The sequence below is a fragment of the Amnibacterium sp. genome (genome assembly GCF_025463795.1).
Taxonomy (GTDB): domain Bacteria; phylum Actinomycetota; class Actinomycetes; order Actinomycetales; family Microbacteriaceae; genus Amnibacterium.
The window spans coordinates 1-13,516 of the sequence record NZ_JAODBE010000074.1 but is presented as its reverse complement, the minus strand read 5'-3'; the positions used below and the strand labels follow the sequence as shown (position 1 = coordinate 13,516).

The following is a 13,516-nucleotide window of genomic DNA, read 5'->3' as shown; positions in this document are numbered from 1 at the left end:
CGAGCCGGTCCGCCGGCCGCTCGCCGCACCGCGCCTCGCGGCGCCGGTGCAGCTGCAGCGCTGACGCTCAGTCCTCGCGCCCGCGGGACCGGCGCAGCCGGCGGCCGGCCTCGACGTCCTCCTCGTGCTTCTTGGCCTTCTTGTCGCTGCCTCGGGTGTCGCGCATCGGGAGCTGGATCTGCTCCTCCGCCGCGATGCCGCCCTGCAGCTCGCGGCTCCGCTCGAGCTCGGCGTCGAACTCCGCGCCGAACAGCAGCGCCAGGTTCGTGATCCAGAGCCACAGCAGGAAGATGATGACGCCGGCGATGGGGCCGTACGACTTCGCGTAGCTGCCGCCGCCCGAGAAGGCCAGGTAGAGGCCGAAGGCCACCGTCGCGATCGCCCACACGAGCAGCGCGATCACGGATCCGGTGCTCGTCCACTTGAACTTCGGCTGGCGGATGTTCGGCGAGAAGTAGTACAGGATCGCCACCGCCGCGATGGCGATGAGCACGAGGATCGGCCACTTCACGATCGAGAAGATCGTGAACGCGGGGCCACCGAGGCCGATGACCTGGGCGATCCGCTGCACGGCCGGCCCCGTCGACACGAGCAGCAGGGCGGCGATGACGACCAGGATCACCACGGCGATCGTCACGGCGAGCTGCGTCGGGCGCAGCTTCCACACCGGCCGGCCCTCCGGAATGCTGTAGATGCGGTTCATCGCCCGCCCGAATGCGCCGACGTAGCCTGACGCGGACCACAGGGCGCCCACGACGCCGACGACCAGGCCGATGCCGGCGCCCGGCGCCTTGCTGGCGTTCGTCAGCAGGCCGTTCACCAGCGTGTACGTGCTCGGTGAGCTGGCGAGCGCGGGCTTCAGGACGGTGGAGGACAGGGTCGAGATCGTGTCGGGGCTGAGCAGGCCGAGGATCGACACGATCGCGACGATCCCGGGGCCGAGGGCGAGGACCGCGTAGTAGACGAGCGCGGCCGCGAGGTCGGTGCACTGGTCGCTGCCGAACTCGCGGAACGTCTTCCTCAGCGAGTAGAGGAGCGTCGGCTTCTTCAGGTCCTCGGGACCCTCGGGCTTGCGGGGGTCGTCGGGCGAGGGCGTCGTGCCGGGCCGCGGCTCGCCGCCCGAGTCCGAGTCCGAGGTCGAGTTCGAGCCGCCCCGGGCCGCGGTGCTGGTGCCGCCCTTGGGAGCGGGGTGCTCCTGCCGGTACCGCTGCTCCGGCGTCGGCGGGATGGCGCCCACCCGGCGGGCGATCGCGGACGCCGAGGCGACCACGCCGAGGACGCCGGCCGTGAGCGCGGAGGCGCCGAGGACGGTGCGGGCGCCGTCGCGCGGCGGCCCGCTCTGGGGGGAGACGATGCCGGTCATGGCGTCAGGAGGTCGCGGTCGGCGTGGCGGACTCGTCCGCGGTCCCGCCCTCGGTCGGCAGGCCGGACGCGCTGTCGTCGATGGCGCCGCCGGACTCCGGCAGCTGCTCCTCGAACACGTGCGCCGCCTCCTCGGCCGAGTCGGGCGCCGTCGGCGTGCTCGCCGCCCGGCTCCGCCCGACCCGCTTCGCGGTCGAGGGCTTCGGCTCCTCGGGCGTGGACGTCGACGACTCGGCGGTCGCCTCGTCCTCCGAGCCCGACTCGGGGTCGGGCGCGGCAGCGACGGCGTCGGCGACGGACGAGGTCGTGTCCGCCGCGGTCGAGACGGCGGCGGTCAGCTTCGGGGCGCGCTCCTGGGCGACCTCCTTCACCTTGCCCACCACCGACTGCAGCCGGTCGCTCTCCCGAGCGGCACGGAGCTTCTCGGTGAGCGTCGTGTACGCGGAACGGCCGGCGCGGGAACCGACGACGTAGCCCGTCGCCAGTCCGGCGACGAACAGCAGTTTGCCCTTCATGGGGGGAGACCCTTCCTTCGGTCGATCGGCTGTCCATGCTGCCAGCCGCTCAGGAGGGGGGTGCTGGACGTTCAGCAGCCTTGCGGCGGATGCTCGGGACCTCGCCCGGGCAGAATCAGGAGGTGCCGATGCCGCCGCTCCGCTTCGCCGTCCGGGCGTGGTCGGGCACGGCGGCGTCCGCCGTCGAGCTCCGGGACGGCGTCCTCGTGCCCTACGCCGCAGGCGCCGGTACGCTGCCCCGGCTGTCCGGCACGCTCTCGGCCGGGCTGCACGACCGGCACGTGCACCTCGGCCTGGTGGACCGCGACCGGCTGTCCGCGTCGGTGGTCGTCGCCGTCGACGACCTCGGGTGGGTGCCCGCTGCGGCCGCGGGATGGCGTAGCCGGCCGCCGGCAGGGCTTGCGGTGCGCATCGCGGGGCCGTTCCTCGCGCCGCCGGGCGGCTATCCGCTCGGCCGCTCGTGGGCTCCGGCCGGCGCCGTGCAGGAGGTGCGCGACGTCGCGGACGCGGAGGCGGCGGTCGCCGGCCTCGTCGCGCTCGGCGCCACGACGGCGAAGGTGACGCTGCATGCGGCGTTCCCCGACTACGGCGCCGGTGTGCTCGAGGCGCTCGTGCGCGCCGCGCGGACGGCGGGGCTCCCCGTCGTCGCCCACGTGGAGGGGCCGGGACGCGCCGAGCGGGCGCTCGCCGCGGAGGTGGACGCCCTCGCGCACGTCCCCTGGACCGAGCGGCTGCCCGATGCAATTCTCGAGCGGTTCGCCCGCAGCACGACCTGGATCTCGACACTCGGCCTGCACGCCGGTCCGGCGCGCGGGCGTGCGCTCGCGAACGCCCGCCGCTTCGTCGCCGCCGGGGGTCGCCTCGAGTACGGGACGGATATGGGGAACGGACCGACCCCGCCGGGGGTGAACCGCCGTGAGGTCCTGGCGCTGGGCCGAGCAGGGCTGGCGGGCGCCGCGCTGCTCGACGCGCTCCTGCTCGCGCCCCGGGTCCCGCTGGCCCTGACCGCCGCCGTCTGGTCCGAGCGGCCGATGCCGGAGGATGCGAAGGGCGTCGCCGACTGGTTCGCGGCCGCACGACGATTCCGTCCCGAGCACCTCGAGGAGCTGCCATGACCGATCGACTCGCGCGCCGCGCCGCGGGGCTGGACGATGCGGATCCGCTCGCGCAGCTCCGCGATCGGTTCGTCCCCGCGCCCGACGTGGTCGCCTACCTCGACGGCAACTCGCTCGGCCGGCCGATCGCCGGCACCGCCGAGCGGGTCGCGGCGTTCGTGCGCGAGGGGTGGGGCGGGCGGCTGATCCGAGGCTGGGACGAGCGCTGGCTCGCCGAGCCCGAGCGGCTCGGCGACGAGATCGGCCGGGTCGCCCTGGGTGCCGCAGCCGGTCAGACGCTGGTCGGCGACTCCACCACCGTGCTCCTCTACAAGGCGGCTCGGGCCGCGCTCGCCGCCCGCCCCGGACGCAGGGAGATCGTGCTGGACGCGGCGAACTTCCCCACCGACCGGTACCTGCTCGCGGGCATCGCCGCGGAGCTGGGCCACCGGCTCGTCGTCCTGGATCCTCCGGCCGACGGTGGGGTGACCGCGTCGATGGTGGCCGAGGTCGTCGGGCCGTGCACGGCGCTGGTCCTGCTCAGCCACGTCGCATTCCGCTCCGCGTATATGACGGATGCGGAGGCGATCACCCGGCTCACGCACGAGGCCGGCGCGCTCGTGCTCTGGGATCTCAGCCATTCGACGGGTGCGGTGCCGGTCGCGCTCGACGCCTGGGGTGCCGACCTCGCGGCCGGCTGCACCTACAAGTACCTGAACGGCGGCCCGGGCGCCCCCGCGTTCGTGTACGTCGCCTCCCGGCTGCAGGCCGAGCTGCGGCAGCCCATCCAGGGCTGGCTCGGCGCCGCCGACCCGTTCCTGATGGGGGAGCGGTACGAGCCGGCGGAGGGCGTCGGCCGCTTCGCGAGCGGGACGCCGCCGATCCTCGGCATGCTGCCGATCGCCGACATGGTCGCGCTGCTCGACGAGGCGGGGATGCCCGCCGTGAGGGCCAAGTCGGTCGCGCTGACCGAGTTCGCCCTCGAGGTCGCCGACGAGCTGCTCGCGCCCGCCGGCGTGCGGGTGGAGTCGCCGCGGGACGCGGCGGTGCGGGGGAGTCACGTCACCCTCGCGCATCCGGCGTTCGCGGGGCTGCTCCAGCCGCTGTGGGCCCGGGGCGTGGTGCCGGACTTCCGCGGGCCGGACGGGCTGCGCATCGGGCTGTCCCCGCTCAGCACCTCGTTCCAGGAGGTGCTCGCCGGACTCTCGGCCGTGCGGGAGGAGCTTGTGGGTGGATAACGTGGGGTCGGCAACAAAAGGGAGGTCTGGAGCGATGACGCAGGACGTACTCGGGGTCGCGATGGTCGGGGCGGGCTTCATGGGCGCCACCCATTCGCAGGCGTGGCGGGTCGCGCCCGCCTTCTTCGATCTGCCGCTCGCGCCCGTGCGGCGGGTGGTGGTCGGCCGGCGCGCCGACGCGACGGAGCAGGCGGCGCAGCGCTGGGGCTGGGAGGGGTCGTCGACCGACTGGCGCTCCGTGCTCGAGCGCGACGACGTGCAGCTCGTCGACATCTGCACGCCCGGCGACAGTCACGTGGAGATCGCGATCGCCGCCCTCGAGGCGGGCAAGCACGTCCTGTGCGAGAAGCCGCTCGCGAACTCCGTGGCGGACGCCGAGCGCATGGCGGCGGCGGCGCGGGCCGCCGCGAAGCAGGGCGTGTTCGCGATGGTCGGCTTCAGCTACCGCCGGATGCCGGCCATCGGGCTGGCGAAGCAGCTCGTCGAGCAGGGCCGGCTCGGCGAGATCCGTCAGATCCGCGCCGTGTACCTGCAGGACTGGCTGACCGACGCGGAGGCGCCGATGACGTGGCGCCTGGAGAAGCACCTCGCCGGCTCGGGCGCCCTGGGCGACATCGGCGCGCACGCCATCGACCTCGCCCAGCACCTGGCCGGCGACGAGGTCGCGAGCGTCAGCGGCATGCTGACGACCTTCGTGCACGAGCGGCCGCGACTCGCGGAGCAGCGCGGCCTCTCGGGGATCGCCGGGACCGAGCGCGGACAGGTGACCGTCGACGACGCCGCCCTCTTCACGGCGCGCTTCGCCGGCGGGCCGATCGGATCGTTCGAGGCGACGCGCTTCGCCACCGGGCGCAAGAACGCGCTCCGCGTCGAGCTGTCCGGATCGGACGGCGCGATCGCGTTCGACTTCGAGGACCCCAACGTGCTGCAGTTCTACGACGCCCGGCTGCCGCAGGAGACCCTCGGCTTCCAGCGCATCCAGGCGACGGAGCCCGTGCATCCGTGGGTCGATGCATGGTGGCCGGTCGGGCACGGGCTCGGGTACGAGCACGGCTTCGTGAACGAGGTCGCCGACCTGGTGCGCGACATCGGCGCGGGCCGCCAGCCCGAGCCGTCGTTCGACGACGGACTGCAGGTGCAGCGGGTGCTCGACGCGATCGAGCGCAGCGCTGCCGCGGGCAGCGCCTGGACCGCGGTGGATGGAGCGGACGCCGAGGTGCCCGCGAGGAGGATGGACGCGTGAGCGACACGAAGCAGGCCCTGGTCGTCCGTGGCGGCTGGTTCGGCCACGAGCCCGTCGAGGCGACGGAGCTGTTCATCCCGTATCTCGAGTCCAACGGCTTCTCGGTGCGGGTGGAGGAGTCGCCGAAGGTGTACGCCGATGCCGAGTACATGGCGACGGTCGACCTCGTTCTGCAGACGATGACGATGTCGACGATCGAGATGGAGGAGTTCCTCGGACTCCGCGCCGCGATCGAGGCCGGCACGGGGATGGCCGGATGGCACGGCGGCATCGCCGACTCCTACCGCAACACCTCCCAGTACCTGCAGATGATCGGTGGTCAGTTCGCGGAGCATCCGGGCAAGCACCCGTCCGAGCGGAAGGGCGACGGCGACCAGTCGGACAACTACGTCCCCTACACGATCAACATCACCGATCTCGGCCGGCATCACGAGATCACCGCCGGGATCGACGACTTCGATCTCGTCTCCGAGCAGTACTGGGTGCTGCACGACGACTACAACGACGTGCTCGCCACGACGACCCAGGCGGTGCGCCCGTGGGATCCGTGGAACCGGCCGATCACGTCACCGGCCGTGTGGACCCGCCAGTGGGGCAAGGGACGCATCTTCGTCTGCACCGCCGGGCACCACGTGGACATCCTGGAGGACCCGAACGTGCGCACCATCATCGAGCGCGGCCTGCTGTGGGCGTCCCGATGAGCGCGCAGCTCCGCGTCGGCGTGATCGGCGTCGGAGTCATCAGCAAGCAGTACTTCGAGACCTTCCCGCGCCTGTCGAACCTGCGGCTCACCGCGGTCGCCGACCTCGACCTCGATCGTGCGCGCGCCGTGGCCGAGGAGCAGGGCGTCGTCGCGCTGAGCGTGCAGGAGCTGCTCGCCTCCGACGACGTCGACGTCGTGCTGAACCTCACCATCCCGGCCGCGCACGTGCCGGTCGGCACCGAGGCCCTGAACGCGGGCAAGCACGTCTATGCGGAGAAGCCGCTCGGCCTGGATCCCGGCGAGGCGGCGCCGATGCTCGCCCTCGCCGAGGAGCGGGGCCTACGCGTCGGCAGCGCACCGGACACGGTGCTCGGAACCGGCGTGCAGACCGCGCGGCGCCTGCTCGACGACGGGGTGGTCGGCAGCCCCCTGTCCGCTTCGGTCGCCTGGAGCAGCCCGGGCCACGAGCGCTGGCATCCGGCACCCTTCTTCTACTACCAGCCGGGTGGCGGGCCGCTGCTCGACATGGGGCCGTACTACCTGACGGCGCTGGTCTCGCTGCTCGGGCCGGTCGAGCGCGTCTCGGGCACGAGCCGGCGATCCCCGCGGAAGCGCAGCGTCGGCAGCGGTGCGAATGCGGGCGCCCCGGTGCCCGTCGACACCGACACGTCGATGACCGCGATCCTCGAGCACCGCGGGGGAGCGGTCTCGACGGTCGCGTTCTCCTTCGACATCTGGGCGTCGCGGCGCCCGCTGTTCGAGGTGTACGGCACCGAGGGCACCATCGCCGTGCCGGACCCGAACCGCTTCGACGACCCGGTCGAGGTCTTCACCTCGGAAGCGGGGGAGTGGCGCACGGTCGATCCCTCCGCCGGCTACCCGGGCGCCGCCCGGGGCACCGGCCTCGCGGACATGGTGCGGGCGATCGAGACCGGCCGCCCCCACCGGGCCTCCGGCGAGCTCGCGCTCCACGTGCTGGAGATCATGGCCGCGGTGACCGAGTCGAGCACCACGCACAGCGTCGTGGCATTGAGCACCACCGTCGACCGGCCGGCAGCCGTGCCGGAGGGGGCCGACCCCTCGACCTGGTGAGCGGACGCCCTCAGAAGGGGCAGTCATCGGGGTCGTCGGAGCCGAGGAGGCAGGGCGGCGCGGGTGCGGCACGTTCGAGCGGCGGGTCGGTGATGGTGCGGCCCCACGGACTGGTCCAGGTGACCGACTCGTCGGGGTGGACGGTCTGCCGCCACAGCCCCATGGATTTGAGCAGGTGCATCGAGCGGCAGATCGAGACGAGGTTTACGGCGTCGGTCGCGCCGTCGTGCTGCCACTCCTGAACGTGATCGATGTCGCTGTGGCGGGCAGGCCGTCCGCATCCGGGGTCCCGGCACTCCTGGTCCCGGATCCTGATCCATCGTTTCAGGTCCGCCGGCGGGCGGTAGGTGGTGCGGTCCATCGTCAGGCGGACGCCGGTGACCGGGTCGGTGAGGACCCGCACGAAGGAGGGGGCTTCGGCCGCGAGCTCCCGCGCCTTCTCGAGGTCGACCGGGCCGTAGCCCTCCAGTGACGCGAGCGCGGTGCCCTTGCCGAGCAGGCTGAGCACCGGGACGGTCAGCAGGAGCTCGACCGCGACGCCCTTGCGCTGGGTCACCTTCGTCGCGGGATCGGGCAGGGCACCGGTCTTGAGGCCTTCCGTGATGATGTCCAGGAGGATGTCATGCCGCAGCTGCCCGATCGATCGGGTCTCGTCCTTCAGGCCCTTCGCGGCGACCGCGGCCGCGGTCAGGGCGTGGTCGACGGGCACCCAGTCGGTCGCGCCGCCGACGATCTCGATCGTGGCCTGCCCGTCCGCCATCGATTCCAGTCGGACCCGACGGTTCTGCTCCGCCAGGTGCCGCCGCGTCGCGGCGCTCTCCGCGAAGAGCCGTTCCCTCGCCCTGCGGAGCCGGTCCTTGAGCCGGGCCGCGTGCGTGTGCTCCACTGCGGCCGCCGCGAGATCGTCGTACTCGCACATGCGGTCCATCGGCACGCCCTGGCTCTGCGCCAGCGCGATGTCGACCGCCCGCCAGGGCGCCCGGCCCTCGATGAACCGCTGCCAGGTGAGCGGCATCGACTCGCGCAGGTCGCAGGCGGCATCGAGCAGATGCCCGAGCGTGCCCTCCGTCATCTGCAGCTCGGCCGCGACCTGCTTCAGGAACGAGAGCGTGCCGCTTCCGGATCGGCCGCCCGCCGATCTGCCGAACCGCTCCACGAGATCGGCGGTCGCGAGCTCGTAGGCGTCGAGCAGTGCCTCGATCCTCCGCGCCTCGGCGATGCGCTGCTGGGCCTCTCTGCGCTTCAGCAGATCGAATGCGACCTGCACCGCATCGACCGGCTCGAACCAGCCGCACTCGACGGCGAGAGGCGGCTCCGGACCTCCGGACCAGCCGATCGCGAGGCCGGGCCCGACGAGGATCTCACCGACGTCCCGCCATCCTTCGAACACGTGTACGAGTATGGAGGCCGGGTCCGACAGCCGTTCCCCTACCCGTGCCACCGGGAGGGACGGGCCGGTCAGCGGCGAGCGACGATGGAGATCACGAGGCGGACGGCGCCGGCGACGAGCGCCGTGATCGCGAGGGCGAGCGCCGGGGCGTGGTCGCCGGGACTGCCGGCGAGCAGCGCGAAGCCCGACAGGACGGTGCAGGCGACGAGCACCTGAAGCGAGACGCGGGAGAGCCCGTTGCGGTCCGCCTCGGCGCCCTCCGCGAAGCGCCCGGCGGCGACGAGCCGCAGATGCGCGCTCAGGGCGGCGAGGAGCACGCCGGTCGAGAAGACGGCCATCGCGGTGATGAAGTCGCTGCGCCCGATCACGTCCAGCACCGTGAACTGCACGGTCAGGTAGGCGCTCAACGTCACGAATCCGAGCGCGCCGGTGGGCGTGGCGGCGACGCGGGCTGCGGGACGGATGGGGGAACCGATGGGGGACACGGGGGACTCCTGGGGGCGGAGAGGTTCGGTCCGGCGCGCACGGGGGAGTGGCGGACGGACCTCGGGTGGCTGGATCGTATCGAGGGTAGGGGCGCGGTCCGACGCCCCAGTTGGAGGGACGCCGGCGGGGAGCGGCGCTATCCTCGCGGCTCGTGATCCTGTCGACGGAGCGCGACCCCCGCCTCGTCACCATCCGTCGCGGCGGCACCCTGACGGACGAGGACCACCGGCTGCTCGCCGCGTGGGCGGCGGCGTGCGCCGAGCACGTGCTGCCGTGCTTCGAGACGGCCAGGCCGGACGACGATCGGCCGCGCCGCGGGATCGAGGCGATCCGATCGTGGATCCGGGGCGAGCTGCGGATGATGGAGAGCAGGGGAGCGGCGTTCCCGGCCAATGCGGCGGCACGGGAGGTCGACGGCGCGGCGCGCTTCGCTGCGCTGTCCGCGGGGCAAGCGGCCGCCGTCGCGCACGTCGCCGAGCACGACCTCGGAGCGGCGGCCTACGCGCTCAGGGCCGCGGCGGCCGGCGCTGCACAGCAGGAGTCGCTCGAGGCGCTGCGCCATGAGCGCGACTGGCAGCTCGCGCGGCTTCCCGACGAGGTCCGCTCGCTCGTGGTGGAGGACCAGCGTCGGCGCGACGGCCTCTGCTGGGGCGTGTTCAGCGCCTGACGTGCGTCCGGGGGAGCGGTAGAGTCCACGGCGATCGTGACACGGACGAAGGAGGTGAGCCCGATGCACATGCTGTCCACTCCGGGCGCTCCTTCGAGTTCACGATCGCGCGACTGACGTAGCCGTCGCGAGGGACGCCGCACGCACCGTGTGAAAGCGACGACTGTGAACCAATCCCTTCAGCACCCGTCGGAGACGACCGCGAACGGCGTCCCGGCCCACCGAACCGCACTGGTGCTCGCCGGCGCCGGAGCGGCCGGCAACGCATGGCAGCTCGGCCTCATCGCCGGCCTGTCCGACGCCGGCGTCGACGTCACCGACGCCGACCTCGTCATCGGCACCTCCGCAGGATCCACCGCCGCGGCCCAGATCACGAGCGGTCGACCACCCGCCGAGCTGTACACCGCCGTCGTCGCCGAGGCGCCTCCGGCGTCGGGCGGGGGACCGGGCGGGGGAGCGGGCCCCGGAGCGGCCGCGGGCCGGTCAGGGGCGGCCTCCATGACCTGGTCGGACGGCATCATCGGTGCCGCCCGGGACGCATCCGATCTGCGTCGCCGGCTGGGCGCCGCCGCCCTCGAGCGGGACGCGCCGGACGAGGCCGGTCCGACACGCTGGCGCCGCATCGTCTCGGCTCGGCTGCCCGGCATCGGTTGGCCGCAGCAGCTCGTCCTCATCACGGCGGTCGACGCGCGGACCGGCGAACCCGTGGTGTTCGACCGGCGCAGTGGGGTCGAGCTGGTGGACGCCGTCGCGGCCAGCACCAGCAACCCGTTCGGAGGGACCTACCCGATCGGGAACCACCGCTACATCAACGGCGGGTATCGGCGCAGCGAGAACGCCGACCTGGCATCCGGGTACGGACGCGTGCTCGTGCTCTCGCCCTTCGGGGGCAGGTCGCGGATGCCGCAGGACTGGGGCATGGATCTCGCCACCCAGGTCGCCGAGCTGCGTGCCGCCGGCAGCCGGGTGGAGACCGTCTTCCCGGACAGCGGGTCGGGCGACGTGTTCGACGCGAACGCGCTGGATCCGTCGACCCGGCCGCAGGCTGCGCGAGGAGGTCACGCACAGGGGAGAGCGCTGGCGGGACGGCTCGGACCGTTCTGGCGAGGAGATCATCCTAGCCTGACCTGACATAATGTGCATTATCGGCGCTCCGGGGAGCCGATGACCCGCGAGCCGATAATGGCTCTTATGTCAGCTCCCGCAGGTCACGCTTCCAGCGGCCCTCGGAGGATCGACGTGCCGGAGGGCGCCGGGTCGCCGTCGTGCGGCTCCGCCGAGACGTCGATGTTCGAGTAGGTGGTCACGTGCTTCGGCAGCACGACGGCGCCCGACCCGGCCTTCAGGAAGCCGAGGCCCACGCGTGCTGCGGTCACGGCGTCCATCAACCACACCGCGTGTCTCGCCGACGCGCTCGGCTGGAGGTTCGCGGTTCACGGCCGTGACACGGCGGCAGTCGGCGTACTGCTCGATCTCGGCGGATCCCGACCTGCCGGTCCAGCCCGGCAGGTGCCGAAGGTCGGCGCGACGACCACCAGCGGCGGAACCGGAGCCCTCGCTCCCCTCCCCCACCGGCGGACGGTCCAGCATCGCGACCGGTAGCGGGGGCAACCCGAGCTCCCCGGCGATCGAGGCCCAGACGCGAGCGGGCGGCGAGGTCAGGCCCATGCCTCTACTTCCCCGCGGAGCCCGTGACGGATGCGCTCGAAGCTGGGAATCGGCTGGCAGTGCCGTCGACCTACGGAAGCGTGGCCAGGCCCGCACGGATCAGGGCCGGCAGGTCCTCCGGCTCGAACGGCTCCCCCGAGGCCTCGAGCGCATCGGCCCCCCACCAGCGGGCGCCCACGATGTCCTCGCGCTCGTCGGGCAGCCAGCCGGCGTCGCTCGGCTCGAACCGGCCCGTGCGGAGGGCGAACCAGGCCCAGTGCCCCAGCTCGTACGGATGCCAGACCGTGTTCACCGCGAAGTCCACCGTGCGGAAGGGCTCGGGGAGCGAGTCGATCCGGAGCCCCGTCTCCTCGCGCAGCTCGCGGATGCCGGCGGTGCGGAAGTCCTCCCCGGGGTCGACGCCGCCGCCCGGCGTGATCCACCGGGGTGGGACGTCGTGGGACTTCCCGAAGGTGAGGAAGAGGAGCACCGCGTCCTGCTCGTCCGCCACGATCAGGCGGGCGGTCGAGCGCTCCGTCATTCGCCGGGGACGGGGGTGAAGTCGCTCGTGTCGCCGACGAAGCGGGTGTGGGTGGCCGGCACCGGGTCGACCGCAGCCGCCGCGACCTCGACGGCGAACTCCTCGACCGAGTAGAGCCGTCCGGCTGCCTCGCGCCGTGCGGAGATGGCACCCGGGTTCGCCCGCTCGAGCAGCTTCGCGGTGATGGTCCCCTCGATCATGTCGCCCGACACGACCACGAGCTCGATGCCGGCGGCCTCGAGCTCGGGGATCAGGTCGCGCAGGGCGTCCTCGCCCGCCCGTTTGCTGCGGGCCACGGGCTCGTACTCCGGCATGGTCGGCGTGGTTGCGATGAAATGCGCTTGATGGCTCGTGACGAACACGATCCGCGAGCCGGCGGCCAGCAGGGGGCGCGCCAGCCGCACGGCGCGGAGCTGCGCGTCGCGGTTGAGACGGAGCGCGTAGTCCTCGGCCATGCCGGACTCCATTCCGCCCGACGCGTTCAGGACGAGCACGTCCAGGCCGCCCCACGCCTCCTGGATGCGACGGAAGAGGGCCGCCACGGCGTCCTCATCGGTGAGGTCGGCGCGGATCGCGAGCGCGGTGCCGCCTGCGGCGACGACGTCGGCCACGAGCTGGTCCGCCCGGCGGGCCTTCCTCTCGTCGCGGTAGTTGACGACGATCGACGCGCCCGCCGCGGCGAGCAGACGCGCCGTGTCGGCGCCGATGCCGCGAGAGGAACCGGTGATCAGAACGCGCTTCCCCGCGAGGGAGCCCGGAGCTGGAGGGTTCGACACGTTCGCGACACTACCGTCCGCGTCCCGGTGCTACCGTTCGAAGACCCTTCGGTCAGGAGACGGTGATGTTCCCCGATCTGCTCAGCTACACCTGGATCGCCTGGCTGGTGATCGTGGTGGCCGCCGTGGTGCTCGAGCTGCTGAGCCTCAACCTCGTGTTCCTCATGATCGCGGCGGGCAGCCTCATCGGCGGGCTCGGCACGTGGCTGCTCGGCTGGCCGTGGGAGCTGCAGGTGGTCGCGGCCGCCGCGCTGTCCGCGGTGCTCGTCTTCTTCATCCGCCCGTTGCTCTGGCGGCTGCTCGTGCGGGGCCGCCCGCGCGAGCTCACGAACGTCGATGCCCTCGCAGGCATGGAGGCGCGGGCGACCGTGCCGTTCACCGACGGCACCGGCCTCGCCCGCCTCGACAACGGCGAGACCTGGACCGCCCGACTCGACACCGCCCACGAGCACGAGGACGTCGCGCCGAACGCCCGCCTCGTGGTCGTGTCCATCAGGGGCGCGACCGCCGTGGTCGCTCCCGTCCCCGCCGGCGCCGAGGCGCCGCGTCAACGAGGAGACCATCCGTGATCGGTGCCGGGGCCTTCATCGGCCAGATCTTCCTGATCGCGCTCGCGGTCATCGTCGTCATCTTCGTGCTCGTCGTGCTGGGGCGCGCGATCCGCGTCGTGCCGCAGGCGCGGGCGGGTGTGGTGGAACGGCTGGGCCGCTACCACAAGACCCTTCTGCCCGGCCTGAACCTGCTCGTGCCCTTCGTCGACCG

Annotated in this window: 16 protein-coding genes; 9 read left to right on the top strand and 7 right to left on the bottom strand. The window is 72.9% G+C overall.

From position 1 onward, the window contains the following. Positions 1-67: 67 nt before the first annotated feature. Positions 68-1,363, bottom strand: a complete 1,296-nt coding sequence (locus tag JWQ92_RS07370; RefSeq protein WP_297343819.1) for a YihY/virulence factor BrkB family protein — start codon at positions 1,361-1,363, stop codon at positions 68-70. Positions 1,364-1,367: 4 nt separating this feature from the next. Then, positions 1,368-1,877 (bottom strand): hypothetical protein, encoded by a 510-nt coding sequence (locus JWQ92_RS07365; protein ID WP_297343818.1) that lies wholly within the window; start codon positions 1,875-1,877, stop codon positions 1,368-1,370. Between the two features lie 128 nt (positions 1,878-2,005). Between JWQ92_RS07365 and JWQ92_RS07360 the strand changes: the two genes are divergently transcribed. Genes JWQ92_RS07360 through JWQ92_RS07340 form a run of 5 tightly spaced genes read left to right on the top strand, consistent with a single transcriptional unit; the run spans position 2,006 to position 7,247 of the window. Then, on the top strand, positions 2,006-2,992 hold the full coding sequence (locus JWQ92_RS07360; RefSeq protein ID WP_297343817.1) for a hydrolase: 987 nt from the start codon (positions 2,006-2,008) through the stop codon (positions 2,990-2,992). Then, positions 2,989-4,209, top strand: coding sequence for an aminotransferase class V-fold PLP-dependent enzyme (locus JWQ92_RS07355; RefSeq protein WP_297343816.1), 1,221 nt, complete (start codon positions 2,989-2,991; stop codon positions 4,207-4,209). The genes JWQ92_RS07360 and JWQ92_RS07355 overlap by 4 nt, the downstream gene beginning before the upstream one ends. A 34-nt stretch (positions 4,210-4,243) precedes the next feature. Next, positions 4,244-5,452, top strand: a complete 1,209-nt coding sequence (locus JWQ92_RS07350; RefSeq protein WP_297343815.1) for a Gfo/Idh/MocA family oxidoreductase — start codon at positions 4,244-4,246, stop codon at positions 5,450-5,452. Further along, entirely contained in the window at positions 5,449-6,153 is a 705-nt protein-coding gene (locus JWQ92_RS07345) for a ThuA domain-containing protein (protein WP_297343814.1), read from the top strand. Before JWQ92_RS07350 ends, JWQ92_RS07345 begins: the two co-directional genes overlap by 4 nt. After that, positions 6,150-7,247 carry a Gfo/Idh/MocA family oxidoreductase gene (locus JWQ92_RS07340; RefSeq protein WP_297343813.1) on the top strand — a complete coding sequence of 366 codons (1,098 nt, stop codon included), beginning with the start codon at positions 6,150-6,152 and terminating at the stop codon, positions 7,245-7,247. The genes JWQ92_RS07345 and JWQ92_RS07340 overlap by 4 nt, the downstream gene beginning before the upstream one ends. Positions 7,248-7,257: 10 nt before the next feature. Here the strand turns inward: JWQ92_RS07340 and JWQ92_RS07335 are convergent, their stop codons facing one another. Next, positions 7,258-8,637 (bottom strand): HNH endonuclease signature motif containing protein, encoded by a 1,380-nt coding sequence (locus JWQ92_RS07335; RefSeq protein WP_297343812.1) that lies wholly within the window; start codon positions 8,635-8,637, stop codon positions 7,258-7,260. 68 nt (positions 8,638-8,705) lie between these two features. Further along, positions 8,706-9,122 (bottom strand): hypothetical protein, encoded by a 417-nt coding sequence (locus tag JWQ92_RS07330; RefSeq protein ID WP_297343811.1) that lies wholly within the window; start codon positions 9,120-9,122, stop codon positions 8,706-8,708. A 152-nt stretch (positions 9,123-9,274) separates the two neighbouring features. Between JWQ92_RS07330 and JWQ92_RS07325 the strand changes: the two genes are divergently transcribed. Beyond that, positions 9,275-9,790, top strand: a complete 516-nt coding sequence (locus JWQ92_RS07325) for a putative immunity protein (RefSeq protein WP_297343810.1) — start codon at positions 9,275-9,277, stop codon at positions 9,788-9,790. A gap of 165 nt (positions 9,791-9,955) precedes the next feature. Further along, on the top strand, positions 9,956-10,921 hold the full coding sequence (locus JWQ92_RS07320; protein WP_367276718.1) for a patatin-like phospholipase family protein: 966 nt from the start codon (positions 9,956-9,958) through the stop codon (positions 10,919-10,921). Between the two features lie 77 nt (positions 10,922-10,998). On the opposite strand, the gene JWQ92_RS07315 is transcribed toward JWQ92_RS07320, so the two are convergent. The 3 genes from JWQ92_RS07315 to JWQ92_RS07305 form a co-directional block, all read right to left on the bottom strand. After that, positions 10,999-11,166 (bottom strand): hypothetical protein, encoded by a 168-nt coding sequence (locus JWQ92_RS07315; RefSeq protein ID WP_367276717.1) that lies wholly within the window; start codon positions 11,164-11,166, stop codon positions 10,999-11,001. Positions 11,167-11,528: 362 nt separating this feature from the next. Further along, on the bottom strand, positions 11,529-11,978 hold the full coding sequence (locus tag JWQ92_RS07310; protein WP_297343809.1) for an NUDIX domain-containing protein: 450 nt from the start codon (positions 11,976-11,978) through the stop codon (positions 11,529-11,531). Further along, on the bottom strand, positions 11,975-12,754 hold the full coding sequence (locus JWQ92_RS07305) for an SDR family oxidoreductase (protein ID WP_297343808.1): 780 nt from the start codon (positions 12,752-12,754) through the stop codon (positions 11,975-11,977). Before JWQ92_RS07305 ends, JWQ92_RS07310 begins: the two co-directional genes overlap by 4 nt. Positions 12,755-12,819: 65 nt before the next feature. Between JWQ92_RS07305 and JWQ92_RS07300 the strand changes: the two genes are divergently transcribed. Next, a complete protein-coding gene (locus tag JWQ92_RS07300; protein WP_297343807.1) occupies positions 12,820-13,323 on the top strand; it encodes an NfeD family protein in 504 nt (167 codons plus the stop codon). Next, positions 13,320-13,516, top strand: a 197-nt coding sequence (locus tag JWQ92_RS07295; protein ID WP_367276716.1) for an SPFH domain-containing protein, incomplete at its 3' end; no start/stop codon positions are given. The genes JWQ92_RS07300 and JWQ92_RS07295, both read left to right, overlap by 4 nt.